The organism is Chrysosporum bergii ANA360D (assembly GCF_029891735.1).
GTDB lineage: Bacteria > Cyanobacteriota > Cyanobacteriia > Cyanobacteriales > Nostocaceae > Umezakia > Umezakia bergii.
The window spans coordinates 1-19,288 of record NZ_JANQDH010000036.1 but is presented as its reverse complement, the minus strand read 5'-3'; the positions used below and the strand labels follow the sequence as shown (position 1 = coordinate 19,288).

16 protein-coding genes and 1 tRNA gene are annotated in these 19,288 nt (G+C 42.2%); 10 read left to right on the top strand and 7 right to left on the bottom strand.

The window, feature by feature from the left end:
* Positions 1-420: 420 nt before the first annotated feature.
* Positions 421-1,737, bottom strand: a complete 1,317-nt coding sequence (locus NWP17_RS05425; protein WP_280653892.1) for a proton extrusion protein PcxA — start codon at positions 1,735-1,737, stop codon at positions 421-423.
* A gap of 88 nt (positions 1,738-1,825) precedes the next feature.
* Here NWP17_RS05425 and NWP17_RS05420 point away from each other — a divergent pair, with 88 nt between their 5' ends.
* The gene (locus NWP17_RS05420) at positions 1,826-3,934 is read left to right on the top strand and encodes a PD-(D/E)XK nuclease family protein (RefSeq protein ID WP_280653891.1); all 2,109 of its coding nucleotides are present in this window, start codon (positions 1,826-1,828) and stop codon (positions 3,932-3,934) included.
* A 99-nt stretch (positions 3,935-4,033) separates the two neighbouring features.
* Positions 4,034-4,702 carry a peptide-methionine (S)-S-oxide reductase MsrA gene (gene msrA / locus NWP17_RS05415; RefSeq protein ID WP_280653890.1) on the top strand — a complete coding sequence of 223 codons (669 nt, stop codon included), beginning with the start codon at positions 4,034-4,036 and terminating at the stop codon, positions 4,700-4,702.
* A gap of 7 nt (positions 4,703-4,709) precedes the next feature.
* Here the strand turns inward: msrA and NWP17_RS05410 are convergent, their stop codons facing one another.
* Positions 4,710-5,330 carry a 4Fe-4S single cluster domain-containing protein gene (locus NWP17_RS05410; protein WP_280653889.1) on the bottom strand — a complete coding sequence of 207 codons (621 nt, stop codon included), beginning with the start codon at positions 5,328-5,330 and terminating at the stop codon, positions 4,710-4,712.
* 320 nt (positions 5,331-5,650) lie between these two features.
* On the opposite strand from NWP17_RS05410, the gene NWP17_RS05405 reads away from it, so the two are divergent.
* The 4 genes from NWP17_RS05405 to NWP17_RS05390 all read left to right on the top strand — a co-directional run bounded on the left by NWP17_RS05405 (position 5,651) and on the right by NWP17_RS05390 (position 12,957).
* On the top strand, positions 5,651-7,048 hold the full coding sequence (locus NWP17_RS05405; RefSeq protein WP_280653888.1) for an amidohydrolase: 1,398 nt from the start codon (positions 5,651-5,653) through the stop codon (positions 7,046-7,048).
* A gap of 145 nt (positions 7,049-7,193) precedes the next feature.
* A complete protein-coding gene (locus NWP17_RS05400; protein WP_425332649.1) occupies positions 7,194-9,209 on the top strand; it encodes a glycoside hydrolase family 10-like protein in 2,016 nt (671 codons plus the stop codon).
* Positions 9,210-10,077: 868 nt separating this feature from the next.
* Positions 10,078-11,187 (top strand): septal ring lytic transglycosylase RlpA family protein, encoded by a 1,110-nt coding sequence (locus tag NWP17_RS05395; RefSeq protein WP_280653887.1) that lies wholly within the window; start codon positions 10,078-10,080, stop codon positions 11,185-11,187.
* Positions 11,188-11,352: 165 nt separating this feature from the next.
* Positions 11,353-12,957: a bifunctional pantoate--beta-alanine ligase/(d)CMP kinase gene (locus NWP17_RS05390; protein WP_280653886.1), complete on the top strand. Its 1,605-nt coding sequence runs from the start codon at positions 11,353-11,355 to the stop codon at positions 12,955-12,957.
* Between the two features lie 105 nt (positions 12,958-13,062).
* Here the strand turns inward: NWP17_RS05390 and NWP17_RS05385 are convergent, their stop codons facing one another.
* Positions 13,063-13,797 (bottom strand): 2-phosphosulfolactate phosphatase family protein, encoded by a 735-nt coding sequence (locus NWP17_RS05385; RefSeq protein ID WP_280653885.1) that lies wholly within the window; start codon positions 13,795-13,797, stop codon positions 13,063-13,065.
* A gap of 180 nt (positions 13,798-13,977) precedes the next feature.
* On the opposite strand from NWP17_RS05385, the gene NWP17_RS05380 reads away from it, so the two are divergent.
* The 3 genes from NWP17_RS05380 to NWP17_RS05370 all read left to right on the top strand — a co-directional run bounded on the left by NWP17_RS05380 (position 13,978) and on the right by NWP17_RS05370 (position 16,081).
* Positions 13,978-14,397, top strand: a complete 420-nt coding sequence (locus NWP17_RS05380; RefSeq protein ID WP_280653884.1) for a BlaI/MecI/CopY family transcriptional regulator — start codon at positions 13,978-13,980, stop codon at positions 14,395-14,397.
* Between the two features lie 2 nt (positions 14,398-14,399).
* On the top strand, positions 14,400-15,239 hold the full coding sequence (locus NWP17_RS05375; protein WP_280653883.1) for a M56 family metallopeptidase: 840 nt from the start codon (positions 14,400-14,402) through the stop codon (positions 15,237-15,239).
* A gap of 227 nt (positions 15,240-15,466) precedes the next feature.
* Positions 15,467-16,081 (top strand): hypothetical protein, encoded by a 615-nt coding sequence (locus NWP17_RS05370; protein WP_280653882.1) that lies wholly within the window; start codon positions 15,467-15,469, stop codon positions 16,079-16,081.
* A 73-nt stretch (positions 16,082-16,154) separates the two neighbouring features.
* On the opposite strand, the gene NWP17_RS05365 is transcribed toward NWP17_RS05370, so the two are convergent.
* From NWP17_RS05365 to NWP17_RS05350, 4 genes are all read right to left on the bottom strand, one after another.
* Positions 16,155-16,226 (bottom strand) — tRNA-Asn (locus NWP17_RS05365).
* Positions 16,227-16,374: 148 nt separating this feature from the next.
* Positions 16,375-16,923 (bottom strand): NYN domain-containing protein, encoded by a 549-nt coding sequence (locus NWP17_RS05360; RefSeq protein ID WP_280653881.1) that lies wholly within the window; start codon positions 16,921-16,923, stop codon positions 16,375-16,377.
* Positions 16,924-17,140: 217 nt separating this feature from the next.
* Positions 17,141-17,818, bottom strand: coding sequence for an ABC transporter ATP-binding protein (locus NWP17_RS05355; RefSeq protein ID WP_280653880.1), 678 nt, complete (start codon positions 17,816-17,818; stop codon positions 17,141-17,143).
* Positions 17,819-17,831: 13 nt separating this feature from the next.
* Complete coding sequence (locus tag NWP17_RS05350) at positions 17,832-18,104, bottom strand: UPF0367 protein family (protein WP_280653879.1); 273 nt, start codon at positions 18,102-18,104, stop codon at positions 17,832-17,834.
* A gap of 303 nt (positions 18,105-18,407) precedes the next feature.
* On the opposite strand from NWP17_RS05350, the gene psbD reads away from it, so the two are divergent.
* On the top strand, positions 18,408-19,288 hold an 881-nt coding region (gene psbD, locus NWP17_RS05345; RefSeq protein ID WP_280653878.1), incomplete at its 3' end, for a photosystem II D2 protein (photosystem q(a) protein).

Below are 19,288 nucleotides of genomic sequence, written 5' to 3'. Positions count from 1 at the left end.
CACGATATAATAGAACAGCGCAGAATGAGTGAATTGCACTAGCTGTTAATGCTGCGCGGCTAAATACCGGCTAGAAGCCGGTGTTACATGGTAACACAAGCATCCTGCTTGTCCCCTCTAGCATTTATCGGTTTGAGAAAGATTTATCAACATTGCACATAAACTAGTCGGTTTTAACCGACTTTAGCTATTAGACAGGGAATTTATTCCCTGGCTGCACGATATAATAGAACAGCGCAGAATGAGTTAATGAGTGAATTTAGAATGAGTGAATTGCACTAGCTGGAATGCGCGCGGCTAAATACCGGCTAGAAGCCGGTGTTACCCTGTAACACAAGCATCCTGCTTGTCCCCTCTAGCAGTTATCGGTTTGTAGAATATGTAAAACAATGCACTGTCACCTAAATGAGAGCTTATTTTTCACTCATTCATATTTCGATATGTGGCAACAGCAGAAGGTGATATACGGTTTAAATAACGAAAAATCCAATATTTAAAGATAGTATCTAAAATTACGGGAAAAGTGGCAATAAATAAAAAGATGAAATCTCGATTAGCAGGTAAACCCCAATGACGAGATACACCTTCTAAAATTACTTCCCAACCGTGGGGGGAGTGAAAGCCGACGAATACATCAGTAAACAGAATAATAATAAATGCTTTGGCACTGTCACTTAAACCATAAACAATATGATCAAAGAAATCTTTTAGCACCATAATAGAAGGCTTGCTAATCATTAGCAGGTAAATAAACGCACCAACTGAGAAAATATCGGCGAATACATTTTTAATAGCGTTGGCACTTTGGCGACGAAATTGTTCCGCAATTTCTCGCGCTTTATCTTCGGTCTGTATTTCCATTTCTTCCGCAGATAATGGAGGCGCGCTACTAATCAAATTTTCAAACTTTATTTTTTCTTCAAATCTTTGTAGTTCTAATAATGCGTCTTCTTCCATTTCTGAATTGAGAAAGATTGGCGCTGTTTCTGGATTTATAAAATGGTTAATTACTGGGCTGATTATTAATACTTTTGAGAGTTGATGGGTTAACAAAGGTACTATAATTAATAGTAAAATAAATCTAATGGATATGATGGTTCTTCTTTGGGTTTGACGGAAGTTCTGTACAACATCTTCTTCAGCATTAGGATCTAACTCCACTTGCAAGCGGCCGATGGTGTTGAAAATCGACCGGGGTAGTATCCCCATGGTATTGCTTTTACCTCGCTGTTTTTTATTCTGTGCATTCCCCTTCAGTAATCTTGGTGATGCTGTGGCGGAGGTGGGTTGATCAAGTGTAACAATGTGGGCTGGATTAACTACAGATGGGGAATTAATTTGCTGATCTAGGTTATGATATTTGCAGACTACTTGATCAATAAATTGTAATTTCTCTAAAATTAGACTAGCACTAGGGTATTCAATCCCGGTTTTTTGGGCTGCTCTAGTATGAGATTCGTTAGAAAAGAAACGACTAGCTCGAAACTCTGTCAGTCGCATTCTGACAGTTGTTAATTTTTGCCTTAAATCTGACTCAAAATAATCCATCACACTATTACTATAGATGGTTGAGTTTAAGTCTATTTTGTTACCATTAAAAAAGTCATCTTCTATGGACTTAATATGTAATGCAGCTTGATAGGCTGCTTCTAGGGAACGCTCTGGGGTGAGTAAGTACCATCTGTAAGCTGAGAGGAGAGAGTTGTAAATCTTTTGACTAAAAATCGGTATTCTCATCGTCAGTAATTATTTACCGTTGATTAGTGATTCTGATCATTAACTTAACGCAGGAAGTATACACAACAAATCTACAAGGGAAGAATTTGTGATATCTGATTCTATTTGGATTGTTGGCCGTAGCCGCAGTGGTAAGACAAATCGTTTAGTAGAAAGTTTTTGTGATTGGGTGGTGGGTCAAAATCATCATTTTAAATCATTTTATACTAAAAATCAGCGGGAAGTTTTGGTTTTAGCGGCCAATAGTGATAATCGCCGGGAGTTAGGTGATAAAATTGTTAGCGCAACTCAGGGAAAATATCCAGTGCGTGCTAAGACCATACTGGGTTTTTTTCAAGATGAGGTGATTTTATTTTGGCCCTTATTGATTCAATCGTTAAATATCAAGGCACAATTCCCGGTTAGATTACGCCCAGAAACAGAACAGGAATTAGCTACTAAACTTTGGTATTCCCGACTAGATGCAGTTACCACCGGGCGCTCTGCAGTGAATGAGTACCGTTTGGTGCGGCGCATTCTAGATTTATTACAATTGGCTGCTTACAGTGGTACACCTTGTGAGGATATTGGCAAAATTTTACATAGTGGCTTACGGGACAATGCCATGAATTTAGATGTAGATGCCGATTTTTTGGCATCTTTATTACTGGAGTGGCGCGGTTGGTGTTTACAACGGGGATTACTCACCTATGGGATGATTACTGAACTTTACAGTCAGAGGTTATTGAGCGATCGCCTGTACCAACAGCATCTCACCCAACGCTATCAAGCTGTTTTAGCAGATGATGTAGATGATTATCCAGCTGTGGCGCGTCGCCTGTTTGATTTTTTGTTAGATCAAGGTGCTGTAGGGGCGTTTAGCTATAACCCTGATGGAGGTGTGCGCCTGGGATTGGGTGCAGATCCCAACTATTTAGAGGGTTTGGCGGGGCGTTGTCAAATTGAGACATTAAATATATTACCTTCACCTGGTTTAGTAGACCAACTGGCTACCCCTATGATGGAGTTAGCATCAGAACAAATAATACTATCCAGTTTACCAAAGACAGCGCAGTTAATTCAAACCACATCCCGGGCTGAGTTGTTACGCATGACAGCTGAAGAAATAATTACAGTAATCAAGTCAGGACAAGTCAAAGCAGAAGAAGTGGCAATTATCGCACCCGGTTTAGATGCCATTGCTCGTTATACCTTAGTAGAAATCCTCACCAAGCAAAATATCCCTGTTGAATCACTTAAAGACCAACGCCCCTTGATTAGTTCACCTCTAATTAGAGCATTGCTCACCATGTTGGCACTAGTCTATCCTGGTTTAGGTCGCCTGGTAGATCGAGAAGCTGTGGCTGAGATGTTGGTTGTGTTTAGTAAAAAACCAGAACCACTGGATAGTTCTTCTTCCCCCCCCTCCCGCATCGACCCAGTACGGGCGGGACTAATTGCAGATTACTGTTTTCTACCTCATCCTGATCATCCTAACTTACTACCAGTTTCCGCATTTGATCGCTGGGATCGCATTGGCTATGCAGCTACCACAGCCTATGGTGAGATTTTACAATGGTTAGAAAAACAGCGATCGCAGCAAGCACAGCGTTTAATTCCCAGTCCCGTTTCTTTGTTATATCTAGCAATTCAGGACTTTTTGTGTAAGTACACCAACCCCCCCTACGATCAAATGGCAGCATTGCGGGAATTACTGGAAACAAGTCAGCACTACTGGGAAATTGACACCCGCTTAAGACAAGCAACCCCCAGCACCAAAGCCAGAGAAGTTAACACCACCATCGCCGAATTTATACAACTACTGCGCCGTGGTACCATCACCGCCAACCCTTACCCCTTGCGTCCCATTGGACCGGGTAGAAAAGCCGTCACCTTAGCAACCATTTTCCAGTATCGGTCTTATAGAAAATTTCACCGTTGGCATTTCTGGTTAGATGTTGGTTCTCCCCTATGGACACAAGGAGGTGCAGCAACGCTATTTGCAGCGCCCTTGTTTTTACAACAAAGATTAGGGCAACCTTGGACAGCAGAAGATGAAAAGTTATTGGAAGAAAAAAGATTACATAACATATTAGCAGATTTACTCTCGCGGGTGACAGAAAAAGTTTATTTATGTCACAGTGAATTAGCAGTCAATGGACAAGAGCAATTGGGAAGGCTGTTACCCTTAGTACAAGCCACTATGCATAACCAGTAGAACCAGAAAAATTATCTCCAGGACATCGCTCTATTCCATACAATTCCATACAATGTTAGATAAGGTAAATAAAATTATGAGAAATCAAAGTTAAAAACTATGGGACTATTTGGATTTGGTAAAAAGCTGACTCTTCCCACTCGTGAAGAAGCCTTACCAGGACGGACAATATCAATACCAGTACCCAAGGAACACTATGTCAATCAAAATCCACTTAAACCTCCATTTCCTGAAGGAATGGAGCAAGCAATATTTGGTTTAGGTTGCTTTTGGGGTGCGGAGCGGAAATTTTGGCAACTTCCGGGAGTATATACAACCGCAGTGGGTTATGCGGCTGGTTTGACCCCCAACCCCTCCTATGAGGAAGTATGTACTGGTATGACCGGTCACAATGAAGTAGTTTTGGTTGTATTCGATCCCAAAGTGATTAGTTACTCTCAACTACTCAAAGTTTTTTGGGAAAGCCATAACCCCACCCAAGGAATGCGCCAAGGTAATGATGTTGGTACTCAATACCGTTCAGGAATTTATGTTTATTCCCCAGAGCAAAAGCATTTAGCGGAAGCATCCCAGGACGCTTATCAGCAAGCACTCAACAAAGCAGGCTATGGCCAGATTACCACAGAAATTTTAGATGCTCCTGAGTTTTACTACGCAGAAGCTTACCATCAGCAATATTTAGCTAAAAACCCCAATGGGTATTGTGGTTTAGGCGGAACTAAGGTTGCTTGTCCCATAGGTGTACTTGAATCTCAAATCAGTGGTTAAGTAGTAATTACTGGCTCAAACTTCCTTGATAGCCGGTAACAATCCGGCTACCATCTTTAAAAATATGAATTTCTATTTGGTCACTTGCCCAATTCATCTGGTTTGTTAACTCTGGGTTAAAAACATGAACACCTTGATTGCTAGAGGAAACCAAAGAAGTGGGAGAATTAATCGCTAGAGACTCTATAAAGGGGCCATCAATCAAAATATCTAATTGAGCTAATAATGCTGCGGAATTGGGCGGAGCAGACTGAGATTGTAGTTGGTCTAGGGTGAAGCCAGTAAAAGACATGACATTTAATCCCGCAGCTTTCACCTGACGGGCTAAAGATGCTAGTGGGCCAGCTTGCCAAAAAGGTTCCCCACCGGAAAAAGTTACACCCGTATGATGAGGTTTGCTGAGGATCTTTTCTACAAGACTATCAACAGAAATGAGTTGATTAATAGCAAATGACCAGGACTCAGGATTAAAGCAGCCAGAGCATTGACGGGGACAACCTTGTACCCAGACCACCCCACGACAACCAGGGCCATTAACTTCTGACTCATGTACGTAACCCATGATGTTGACATAGCCTTCAGGAATTTGCATCAGCGCTGGTGATGGTTTTGTTGGTTTAGTTTCCATCTGTTTCCTCTGTTTGTGTAGTGAGGTAGGCCGGATATGAGAATATCCAGTAAATCAATTCTTACTTTTTGGAATCCAAACTTGCTGCAATTGATTTAACCAAAAAACCAGCGCCTTCACTCTTGGCTTCAGCCTGGAAAAAATTTATATTTTTTTAACAAAGCATTAATACATCAGCCTGTCAATAATGAGAATGGCGGTTTTTGCCAACTCCTGGTGCAGAATTTTGGTTTCTGTTGATTAGATCACAGTTTGTGGTCTTTAAATTTGTAACTTGGATTTGTACTGTTGGTTCAATTACTTAATTAAGGTTAAATAAAGTGAGTTTCACTATTCAAAACGTTCTTATTGCCACCAATGATGATTACCTAACTGTGGATGTGCAGGTGGTGGATGGTAAAATAGCTGCCATAGCATCTGATTTAGAAGTCATCGGTACTGCTGTTGATGGTAGCAATCAGCTATTACTACCAGGTTTCGTTAATGCCCACACCCACTCATCAGAAATGTGGCAACGGGGAATTATGTCCGTTTTGCCTTTAGAGTTATGGCTGGCGGAATTATATGACTTTGCCCCTCTGGATTTAGAAAAGGTTTATCTGAGTGCTTTGGGAACAGCTGTAGAAACTCTACTTTCTGGTGGAACTAGTGTAGTAGATCATTTGGTGTTAATTCCTGGACAAGAATTAGAAACCATCGCTATTGCTGTCCGTGCTTATCAAGAAGTGGGGATTCGTGCTTTTATCGCCCCGTTAATTCAAGACCAATCCCTGACAGCTGGTCTACCTTCGGGGGAATTTGTACAAAACCATCAGCCTTATTTTCGACCAACCGCCGCAACACTGGAAATTATAGAAGAGGCTATTAAACAATTTCATCATCCCCAGGCTGGTGTGAGTATGTTAGTTGCGCCCACAGGAATACAATTGTGTACTGATGCTTTGTTTCAGGGATGTATTGAGTTAAGCGATCGCTATGATCTTTGTCGTCACTCCCATCTACTGGAAACTAAAGCACAGGAAAAACTCGCCCAAGAAAAATACGGTTGTACTGCTGTTGAACATCTGCACCGCCTTGGATATTTAAGCGATCGCACTTCCCTTGCTCATTGTGTGTGGTTAAATCACACTGATATTACCACCCTTGCCCAAACTCAATGTACAGTTGTTCACAATCCTTTAAGTAACCTGCGTTTAGGCAGTGGTATTGCCCCCATTTTAAAATATCTCCAAGCTGGAGTAAATGTTTCATTTGGCTGTGATGGCGCTTCTAGTAATGACTCCCAAGACTTGCTAGAAGCTATTAAAATTGGATCAGTCCTCCATAATACCACAGATTTAGATTATCAAAATTGGATCACACCCAGAAAATCTATAGACATGGCATCATTAGGAGGTGCAAGGGGTTTAAATGTAGCTGATCAAATTGGTTCACTTAGTGTGGGCAAACAAGCTGACTTAGTACTTTATGATTTAACCAAATTATCATTACTTCCCCGTACAGATCCCATTGGCTTATTAGTACTAGGTCGTCCCACAAATGTTGTTGATAGTGCTTGGGTAAATGGGCGGCAAATTGTCAGCAATGGTGAGGTTAATACTATTAATGTAGATCATTTACGACAGGAATTATTTAACCGCAGCCAGTGGGAAATAAACCGCAAATCCCCAACCATAGCACAAATAGAAACTCATTATCGCCGAGTTATGGAAATATAAATTTGGTCATTGGTAATATGTTTTTAGTCGCACCTACAAAACATAAAGATATAAATTTATACATATTTACACACGCGATCGCTTTTCTGTTGTTCAATTAACAAACAATATCACCATCAAGCCAAGCTACCTACTATCGATCATCATGTTTAATTCTACTCGTTTCCCAGATATTAAAAATCATTGGGCCAGCCCATTCATTGAAGAACTAGCCACCCGGCGCATTTTAAATGGTTATCCTAATGGAACTTTTAGACCAGATAATTCAGTCACCCGCGCTGAGTTCGCCGCTATAGTTGGGGCAGTATTTACACTTTCTTCCCAGCGTCAGTATGTCCCTTTTGCTGATGTCCCCCCTAATCACTGGGCTTTAAGTGCCATTAAAAAGGCTTACGAAACCGGATTTATTATCGGCTATCCTGACGGAAGTTTTCGCCCTAATCACAGAATTGACCGTAGTGATGTTTTAGTTGCTTTGGTCAATGGCTTGGGGATGGCTGCTGACGTTCCAGCAGATTTGTTGAACCAATTACCACAAATCTATCAAGATGCCAATAAAATCCCCGGCTATGCTAGAAACCAGGTAGCCATCGCCACCAGAACAGAGTTAGTAGTTAGTTACCCAAATATTAAATTGCTTAACCCGACCTTAGCCGCAACCCGTGCCGAAGTAGCTGTGATGGTATACCAGGCTTTAGTTTATTTAGGTAGGTCTGAACCAATAAGCTCCAAATATATTATACTTCCGCCCAAAGTTGTACCCGCCTCTGGAACAGTCAAAGTTAGTCATCAACGAGAGTTTCGCGGGGCTTGGGTGACAACAGTATGGAATAGTGACTGGCCTTCCAAAGCTGGACTTTCAACCGCACAACAACAAGCAGAACTAATCGAAATTCTCAACCGCTTACAAGCCCTCAATTTTAATGCCCTGATTTTCCAGGTGCGACCAGAGGGTGATGCTTTGTATGCTTCCCAATTAGAACCCTGGAGTGCTTGGTTAACGGGAACTCAAGGTAAAGCACCGGAACCATTTTATGATCCTCTGGAATTCGCTATTGCTGAATGTCATAAACGCAACATTGAACTTCATGCTTGGTTTAATCCCTACCGGGCTAAGACCAGTATTAAAGCCGGACCTAACGCCAAACCCCATATAGCTTTGACTAATCCCGAAGTGGTTTACCAATGGGGTAATCAATTATGGATGGACCCAGGAATTAAAATTGTTCAGGACAAAGCTTACAACGTAATCATGGATGTTGTGCGGCGCTATGATATAGATGCGGTTCATCTAGATGATTATTTTTATCCCTATCCCATCGAGGGGCGGAATTTTCCCGATGATAAAACCCATGCAGCCTATAGATCAAGTGGTGGTAGACTCAACTTAGGCGACTGGCGGCGGGAAAATGTTAATCAAATGGTGTTGCGCCTATTTCAAGGAATTAAAGCCATAAAGCCCCACGTTAAATTCGGTATTAGTCCCTTTGGTATTTACCGGCCTGGACAGCCCCCAGGAATCAGAGGTTTAGATGCTTATAATGTTTTGTTTGCTGATGCTAAAAAATGGTTAGAGCAAGGCTGGATTGATTATATTGCCCCGCAACTTTATTGGCGCATTGACCAAACTGCACAGAGTTATCCTGTATTGCTGAAATGGTGGAGTCAAGTTAATCCTGAGCAGCGACACATATATGTAGGCAACAATATCAGTCAACTCGACGGCAAAGCGTGGAAAGATGACGAAATTAGTAAACAAGTGATCATCACTCGCAACTTAGCTTCTAATTTGTCACTGGGTAATATCTTTTTTAGCATGAACTCCATTAATCAAAACCGTCGGGGAATAGCAGACCAATTGAGAAATTCTCTCTACAAAACGCCTGCTATAGTACCTACTATGTCATGGCAAAATGGAACAGCACCACCACCGCCCCAAAACCTACGAGTCAGCGATCGCCGCTTGAGTTGGCAACCTGGTAATGATCAACTAGTTCGTTCTTGGACACTTTATCGCCAGACTGACAACACCTGGATACTTCAGCGCGTATTGTCTGCTGGGACAACCTTCGCCACTGTGCAGCAACCTGGAACTTATGCGGTCTGTGCTGTTGACAGGTTAGCGAATGAAAGTCTGGGTGTGGTAATTACGGTGAGATGAACTACCCAAGCCGACTTCGTTTATGCTGGGGTTTCTGCATCCCCATTGGTTAACCTCACTATAAGCAAAAAAAATGGTGATCATTGCATGATCACTTGATGCCTGACCCGTGAATCATATTTGAGTCAATATGGCAAGGGAATTTTTGCGTATTAAATACTACTTTTATAAGTATGTTACTCATGTTAAGGAAGCTTTTTTTTATGACCTTATGATTGATTTTAATTTTTTGAAATTTTTTTTGTTACTGGATTTTTTGATTTTTTTGCGTGCTTTTGTGTTTAAATTATGAAGTAATAAACACAATACTATATAAGTAAATACATTTATGCGAAGGTTTAATAGATGTAACTAGATAAGTTCAACCCAGAAAATGGCTGTTAGCTGATTTAAAATCAAGAATCTCTGTAAGCCTTGATACAGAATATTTTTAGGAGTAGAGGAAGAACTCAGCCCCTATATTCATACCGGGCTTTGAGAGAGTTTTGGCTTAAATATGTGGAATGATTACCCAGATGATTAAAAAATAATTAAATGTTGTTTAAAATACATTTAATTATCAGGGGTATTACAGCCACTCGAAAATTGGTAAGGGAATAAATTTTCGTATTAAAAATTTTCTTAATTAGAAAAAAGGTTACATGGTCAAAATCCGCATTTGATAAAGGTTTTGCCCTAAAACATTGAATTGAAATTGAACTTATTGATGTATGTCTACGCTAAAACCCTGATCCCCAAGCTGAAAAATTCATGTTAATCTACTTCAGTTAATAAACCAAAGTGAAAACGGAACAAGTTCACTTTCAAGTGGCACAAAATCCCACGAACTAAGAAACTGCTGTTCTACAGTCGCTTTAAAATCTGACCCATGAATCAAAGATATTTGTGGACTATTGTCGCCCTGTTTATGACTGCTGTGGTTATGCCTTCAGCCGGTCACACTCAAACTACTAGGGCAAAGGAAGCCACTCCACTTGCTCAAAAATCATCATTTAGCGATCCTGTTAAAGTAGGAGAGTTTAAAGCCTCAGCGGGGGAACTTACCTCGGATGCTGTGATGACAAGGATTCATCCTCACAATATTGGAGGTTACAAGGCGGCAACGCTGTTTATCAAAGATATTCCAGTCCTGACCTTTTTGAGTTCTCAGCCAGTCACGAGTGTTGATAAAAAAGTTGGTGTAATTGGAGATAGTGAAGAAAAACCTTCCTTGACTTTAATTGCAGCTAACTCAATCAAGTTAACTAGTGTAGAAAAGTTGAGAAATCTCAACAACCAAACAAAATCTCTAGATGATGACCCGGTTCACAGAGCGGGTTTAATAGCAGCTAGTATTAACCAGCTGTTCCGAAACAGTGAGGACGCTGAGACAATTACTGTTAGCTGGAAGGGCGGGGGTAAATCTACAGTTACCAATCAAGCCCAGAACAAAAGTACCCCTCTCCAACAACAGCCAAGCGATCGCTACATGATCAAAGTTAATCACCAAGAATTAGTAGAAATTAATGCAAAAACCATATTAGCAGGCACTACCAACAATCTGGCAGAAGATGCCCTGCAAGCTACCAATCGTCTGCGGAGACTGATTGGCGATGCACCTCCTATCAATGAAATTACCAATCTACCAAAACAGCCCATAATTCCTCTGCTACAGCCAGAACAGCAGATCGCCACCAATAGACCACTCAGTTTCCAGGGTATAGCTTCCTTTTATGGTCGCGGTTTTGCAGGTAGACCTACGGCAACGGGGGAGAGATTTAATCCAGAAGCAATGACTGCTGCCCATCGTAGCTTGCCCTTCGGTACGCGAGTCCGTGTTACTAATGTCCGCAATGGTCGCTCAGTGGTGGTGCGAATCAATGACCGCGGCCCATTTATTCGCGGTAGAATAATAGATGTATCTACTGGTGCAGCCAGAGCTATAGGAATCATCAATAGTGGTTTAGCACCAGTAAAAATTGAAATTCTCAGTAGATAACTGTTCACAAAAAGACTAAGGGGACAAGGGGATGATTGGATTTGAGATTGTGATCCCAAACTTGATTTACCCAGTCCCCAATTCCCTCCTAGTTCAATGCCCTGTACTGTCTAATTCAGAGATAAACTAACGGGGGAGAGGTTTAAAAAGAACTAGGGGTATTTTGTGCGCCTGCTTACAACAGTTGCAGCCTTACGCTGCTATTTAACTCAACGCTGTTCAGAAAATTACCTGCGGGTTCCTGAAAATTGGGAACTGGATGAAATAACCACGTGGTACCAAACTGCTGTCGGTTTGGTTCCTACCATGGGGGGATTGCATCAAGGGCATTTGAGCTTGATTAAAAGAGCAAGACAAGAAAATTCTAGGGTGATTGTCAGTATTTTTGTCAATCCCCTGCAATTTGGACCCCGTGAGGATTATGAGCGCTATCCCCGCACTTTAGAATCGGACCAACAACTCTGTAGACAAGCGGGAGTAGATGCAATTTTTGCACCTACTCCGGACGAGATGGGTGTTTCTCGGAAAAGTATACAAGATTTTCCAGTTACCCAAGTGACACCCCCATCTGCTATGATATCGAGTCTGTGCGGTCCTTCGCGGATAGGTCACTTTCAGGGTGTGGCCACCATTGTAACCAAGCTGTTCAACTTGGTACAACCTGACAGAGCTTACTTTGGGCAAAAAGATGGTCAGCAATTGGCTATTATTAAACGGCTGGTGGCTGATTTGAATTTGCCAGTGGAGATTGTTCCTTGTCCAACTGTACGGGAACCGTCGGGTTTGGCCTTGAGTTCTCGTAACCAATACTTGACAGCACAAGAAAAAGAGCAAGCCGCTATCTTATATCGAAGTTTACAGCAAGGATCAGCTGCATTTAAAGCGGGTGTTCGTGACAGCAGCCAGATCATAGCAGTGGTACAAGGAGAACTGGCAAAGGTTAGTAATCTCTGCGTGGAATATATAGAATTGGTAAAACCAAGTACGTTAATGTCATTAGAAACAATTGAGGAGGAAGGAATGCTGGCGATCGCAGCTCGTCTTGGTTCCACACGTTTAATTGATAATACCATCTTGAGCGATCGTCAACCCATCATCGCTATTGATGGCCCCGCAGGTGCGGGCAAATCCACAGTAGCCCGTCAAGTGGCAACTAAACTTGGTTTAGTGTATTTAGATACAGGAGCCATGTATCGTGCTGTCACTTGGCTAGTGCTACAACATGGTATTGCCATTGATGATGAATGCGCGATCGCGGAATTAGTCAATCAATGTAATATTGAACTCACCCCCACTGATGACCTGCAATCTCCCGTCAGGGTTTGGATTAATGGTCATGATGTTACTGAGGCCATTCGCACAATTGAGGTTACATCTCAAGTATCGGCCATAGCAGCACAAAGCGCTGTGCGTCAAGCACTGGTTAAAAAACAGCAAGATTGGGGTAAAAAAGGCGGTTTAGTGGCAGAAGGTCGAGACATTGGCACTCATGTATTCCCTGATGCCGAAGTAAAAGTATTCTTAACTGCCTCAGTTAGTGAACGCGCACATCGCCGTCAGCAAGACTTTCAAAAACAGGGTCATCCTGAAGTAAATTTAGAGCAGCTGAAACAGGATATTGCTGAACGGGACTGGAAAGATAGCACTCGTAAAGTTTCCCCTTTACAAAAAGCAGCAGATGCAGTTGAGATCCACTCTGATGGTCTCAACCCGTCTGAAGTGACAGCAGAAATTATTAGGTACTACCAACAACGCTGCTCCCAGTTGTAGTTACCGAAGTACAAATATAGATGATAAGTGCGATGTTCAATAGAGACCCCTTTCCAGATTTTAATCTAGAAGGGGCATTTTCAAACCGAAAAAATAAACGGGTAATTATTGACTTTTTAAAACCCCCGGTTCTTGCTGTATTGGCAAGACATCTAAAATATCAACTTGAGCGCAATATTTTAAATCTTCCTGTGATTTTAGACGTAATAACCTTTGTCCGTGACTGGCTTGGTGGAATAGTCCCAATAAGTCATTCTGCCATTGTGAGTAAAGAGCGATCGCGCCAATGACTTCATCGTTACCCGCTAGTTCCACCGGGGAAATTGGGCAATTCTCCACTAAACTATGAGCGATGGCTCCGGCGCAGACTGTATCTTCCAAAGAAAAACTACCTTCCCAGCCAGAACCAACAATCCACACAGTCTCTGGTTGTTTGTCTAGGAGATATCGCACTACTGCGCCTCGATTAATTAAGGCGGCGGTAATGACACTGGGGGAATGTTGTATTTTTTGTAGGGCGCGAGTGCCATTAGTGGTACTGATGAACAAACGCCGCCCTTGGACTACTTCCCTGGTGCAGTCTAGGGGAGAGTTACCCAATTCAAAACCGGCGACTTTAGCGCCGCCGCGTTCTCCGGCTCGCAGTCGTTTTTCCGGTGGCCATTTTTCGCTGACTGCAATTAGCTGATCTAAATCGCTGAAAGCTTGCACAGCTTCGCCTCCAGATGCCAAAACGGTGGCTATGGTGCTAGTAGCTCGCAAAACATCGACGGCGATCGCGCAGTCTGGAGTTGTGTCGCTGGGGGTTAATTCTGGAGTGTGGTATATGAATAGCTTCACGGGCTGGACAAACCTGCTCTAAATACTATTGCCGAGATTACATTTTAATCGGTCTCATTGACATGATTGCAGTAAAAATCAAAGTATTTCTGATAGTCTTCACTGCCGGATAACACAAACAACGATAATCTAAAAATAGAACCAATCCAAAAACCAGATATCCTCTAAGGTATTAAATCTATGGCACCTTTACCCGACTACCGCCCGAAACAATTGTCTTTAGGACCTTTGGAAGCAGAAATTTTGAATATTATCTGGGAACTGGGTTCAGCTACAGTGAAGGATGTACATGATCGCATTTTGTCTGACCCTAACCGGGAATTAGCTTATACTTCTGTCACTACAGTTTTACGTCGTCTCACTGACAAGGGATGGTTATCTTGTAACAAACAAGGGCGAGCATTTTATTGGCTACCTAAACTGACCAAGGAGCAAGCACAGGTAATTAAAGCACACGAGCAGTTACAGCGATTTTTAGCCGTGGGTAATCCCGATGTGATCGCCGCTTTTGCTGATAGTCTAGATGCAGCGGCCAGCGACCAACTAGAAGCCATTGCTAAACGTATTCAAGCAGCACGCCAAGCTAGGGAGAAAGAGTAATTATGCACCTGTTCATGATTTTGACAACTTTAACAGTTGCTTGGATTGTCAGATGTTCTGGTGATCATCTCCAAGGTAGCTGGGATGTGCGGTGGCGGCGATCGCTATTTTTATTTCTCTTTCCCCCATTATTAATTTTTATGACGGCGATCGCGGTGTTATTCATGGGACCCCAAGGAACAATGGGCGGAATAGACACTGGCTGGTTAAGCTATGAATTAGCTTTAATTTTTCTGGTTTTTTTGGCTATTTTGTGCTTGATCTTAGCTGGTCAAGGTTGGCGATCTGTGTTATCTGCTCGGAAATCTCCCTTAGTAAGTCTTGGGGATAAACAAGTGCGGTTACTTAGTACAGATGTTGCTTTTGCGGGTCAAATTGGCTTTTGGTATCCAGAATTAGTAGTTAGCCAAGGATTACTGCAAACTCTATCTCCAGCCCATGTAGATAGTGTGTTAGCACATGAACAAGGACACTACCATTACCGAGACACATTTTGGTTTTTTTGGCTGGGTTGGATACGCGCTTGTACTAGTTGGTTACCAAATACAGATTTTTTGTGGGAGGAATTGTTAGTTTTGCGGGAGTTACGTGCTGACAGTTATGCTGCTTCCTTGGTAGATCCTTTGCTGCTAGCGGAGTCATTGGTGTTGGTGGTGAGTAACAGCAGTTTATCATCACAAATCTGTTGTGCTGCTTTAGGGACTAATGACAATGAGCGATTAGAACAGAGAATAGATGCTTTATTAGCACCACCGGAACCCACACCGAAAATTAACTGGCGGTTCTGGAATAATTTTCTTTTAGCGTTTCTCCCTTTGGTAAGTGTGATATTTCATAATTAAGGTTAGAAAGGGATAACCTGTAGCTGCACGGATTTAATTTGTATAATTTTAGCGGGCAATATGCCCGCAATACAAGAGGATGATTTATATTTGTATGTTATGTGTTTAAGAAATGCCATAAGCTGAGAATTAGAAAACTTTTCAAACACCCTCTAAGAAGATGTTTTCAATTTAACGAAGTTATATATTATTTTAAGTACATGAAAATTGCCGAGAATTAAAAAAATATGAGTCGCCCACCAATTATTCAACCGGGACAGAGCTATACTTTCAGCAAGTATTTTGAATTACCATTTGCTCCAGAAGATATACTGGCTGAATTGGGATGTAGTTATGAACGTGAACGCTTGCACCTACCAAAAACAGAATCTTTAGCTAATAGAACACAGCAATTGCAGGAAGTGATTGAACGTAATCTTCGCCGAGTAAAATTACTCAGTGAAGATGCACGCAAACAAGCGATCATTGCTCCGATATTATTAGAGGTATGTGAAATAGCCCAAAGCCAGTTGAATATTGAGTATGCGATTAATGTCAGTGATCAACTAAAAGGCAACTTAGATTATTACATTGATAAAGGGAAAGGTTTGTTAGTAATTGAAGCGAAACAAGCAGATTTAAGCAGGGGATTTACACAATTAGCAGTGGAATTAATAGCACTTGATCAATGGATTAACTCAGATCAACCGATTCTCTATGGAGCAGTAACTACGGGTGAAGATTGGCGTTTTGCTACATATAATCGACAAGCAAAACAAATAACTGAGGATTTAAAGTTATATCGAGTACCTGAAGAATTACCAAAATTAGTAGAAATTTTAGTTAGCATATTGAGTAATTAAAGAATACCAAAAGCCTGAAGTTGGGAATTTACTTTCTTTCCTTCACTCTTGGCTCAAAATTATTTTTATTTAACTCCCCAGGCTGGATTCGAACCAGCGACCAATCGATTAACAGTCGATCGCTCTACCGCTGAGCTACTGAGGACCGCTCACAAGTTCTTATCATAAGACTAACATATGGAATTTGGCAAGTGTTTTGCAAAAATTTTTTTTTGCTGATGTTGACTTATGATGGTGTGGCAGCCAAAACCCCTACGGGTGGGTGGTTAGAGGCTTTTGGATGCTATGGGCCACTATAAACCTTTTCGTAACTCAGCCAGTCTTTGCCGGGCTTTGGCATCAATGGAGTTGACTAAGAACCTACTTTTAGACGGTTTGCGTTTTTGATATTTCTGTCGCATCCGACAAACTGTGCTTTCCACCTGATGACACAGTTGTTCTGCCGATAACCATTCAGCGCCATAGCCCTGTACCGTCAACTGTTGCGCCCGGTCTGATGTGGCAACAATTAGGCGATTAATCAGAGATTGCGCCCTTTGGTGGCGTAGAGATGCACAACACTTTTCAATATAGGTGTCTGCCGTTTGCCCAAAATCGGTGTAATGAACTGACAACAGTTCTGTAATTGTTTCTTGACTGGTGGGAGATTTCTGATATTGGGCATCAAAAATTATTTGAGTTTCATACCCTTGAAAAGAGCTGTAACTAGTCATTGCTTCCACTAGTTCCCAGCGCGCTGCTTCTAGTCCTGCTTGGTCACGGGTTTTTTTCAGGCAAGACCAAGCACCAATTATGTTGTAGCCGTCTACTAACAAGACAGCTGGAAGTAATGAACGAGACATGGTTTTTAATCACAGTTATCTAGAGTTAACAAAATTCATTCATAAATTTCATGGTACTTGAAGTATTGCCTGTAACTCTGTATTACAAATCAGTAAAAAATAGGATATGTAAGCAAATTAGAGGGGAAAAACCTTGCCCAGAGAGAAACGCGCCCGGTTGAGGCGCGTTAACATTGTTGGTGATTATCCAGAAAAAGCCATGGGAGAAAATGGGTGTTTAAGAAGTTTGGTCATTCATGGTCATCAAACGTTGTTTAAGACGTTGAGGTTCACCCTTGTCTATCAAGCGGCCTTTTTCTAGTAAGAAAGCACCGTCACAGTAATTCAACTCCTCTAGGCGATGGGTTACCCACAGGGCTGTAATACCCCGATTTTTGACTAGGCGATGAACACCAGCTACTAAGTCTAGTTGGCTATCTGGGTCGAGTAGGGCTGTGGGTTCATCTAATAGTAAAATTTCACAACGCCGGGCGATGGCACCAGCGATGGCGACTCGTTGTTTTTGTCCGCCACTCAAAGCATAAATCGGGCGTAGTTGTAGGGCGGATAAATTCACCGACTCCAGGGATTGTTCTACCCTTTTCCTCACCATCGCAGGGGGTAAGTTTTCTTTTACTAGCCCAAAAGCTACGTCAGCACCCACAGTTGGCATCACCAGTTGATGATCAGGATTTTGAAAAACAAAGCCAACCGGCTCTAAAACCTTAATTTCACCGGACTGGGGAGCCAATAGCCCGGCGAGTAGTCGCAGTAGTGTTGATTTGCCACTGCCATTACTACCCAACAGCATCCAAAATTCACCCACTGGTACTTGTAGGGTGCAGGATTGGATTGCTGCTGCTCCATTGGGCCAACTAAAATTTAAATCCTTGACGTGAATGCCAACTTGGGACATTTTTATACCTTAGTTATTCGGCTGTTACTGAAAAAAAGCCTGGTGGTCTACCGCTACTGGTGGTTGCACCATCTTTTTGAGCAATCTGTACGCCTGAGATTTCACTAGCACGAACAGCAATTTTCTTTTCAGTCTTACCCTCACACTTAAGTTCCACAATGTCAGGGTTGCCTGAGCGCATGGCTGCCAAAATTAGCTGATAGATAGCTTCAGCATCTTCTGCTGTCTTGCTTTGTACTGATATGGGGAAAGCAGTATTTCTGATACTTAAGTCAATGGTAAACATTTAGGATGAGTCAAAACATAACTGTAGGACTAATTTTAGCGTTAGAGCATTGGCAATTGGGGAATAATTGTTCTAGTCGCTCCCCTGTTTGTGATTTAAGGGTGAAATTAAATCAATAATTAAATAAATAATTAAATAAATAATTTAGTGGAAAAATTAACGGTTTGCTCTTATAATTATGAGAGTCGGTAAAAATTTGTAAACTAGATTGACAATCTAGGAAAATTTCTGCATACGGAATGGCTGTAAAAAGCTGGTTTGTAAGCGGAACTGTACTTATAAACATCTGGAGATTCATTAATCATGACCATCGCAGTTGGACGCGCCCCCAGTACAAGAGGGTGGTTTGACGTACTAGATGACTGGTTAAAGCGCGATCGCTTTGTATTCGTAGGCTGGTCAGGGGTTCTGTTATTCCCCTGCGCTTACCTAGCATTAGGCGGTTGGCTAACCGGTACAACCTTTGTTACCTCTTGGTACACCCACGGATTAGCTTCATCCTACTTAGAAGGCTGTAACTTCCTAACAGTAGCAGTATCTAGTCCTGGAGACAGCATGGGACACTCCCTGTTGTTACTCTGGGGACCAGAAGCACAAGGAGACCTTACCCGTTGGTTCCAATTGGGTGGCTTGTGGTCATTCGTAGCCCTACACGGAGCTTTTGGATTAATTGGCTTTATGTTGCGCCAATTTGAAATTGCCCGTCTAGTAGCCATCCGTCCTTATAATGCCCTCGCCTTTTCTGCGCCCATCGCGGTATTTGTCAGCGTATTCCTGATGTACCCCTTGGGACAGTCTAGCTGGTTCTTTGCTCCCAGCTTTGGTGTGGCTGCCATCTTCCGTTTTCTATTATTCTTCCAAGGTTTCCACAACTGGACACTAAACCCCTTCCACATGATGGGAGTAGCGGGTGTACTAGGTGGAGCGCTGTTGTGTGCTATTCACGGAGCCACAGTAGAAAATACCTTATTTGAAGACGGCGAAGGTTCCAACACCTTCCGCGCGTTCAATCCTACCCAAGCAGAAGAAACCTACTCAATGGTGACAGCAAACCGTTTCTGGTCTCAGATTTTCGGGATTGCATTCTCTAACAAACGTTGGTTACACTTCTTTATGCTGTTTGTGCCTGTAACAGGGTTATGGATGGCATCAGTTGGGGTTGTGGGTTTGGCGCTGAACCTGCG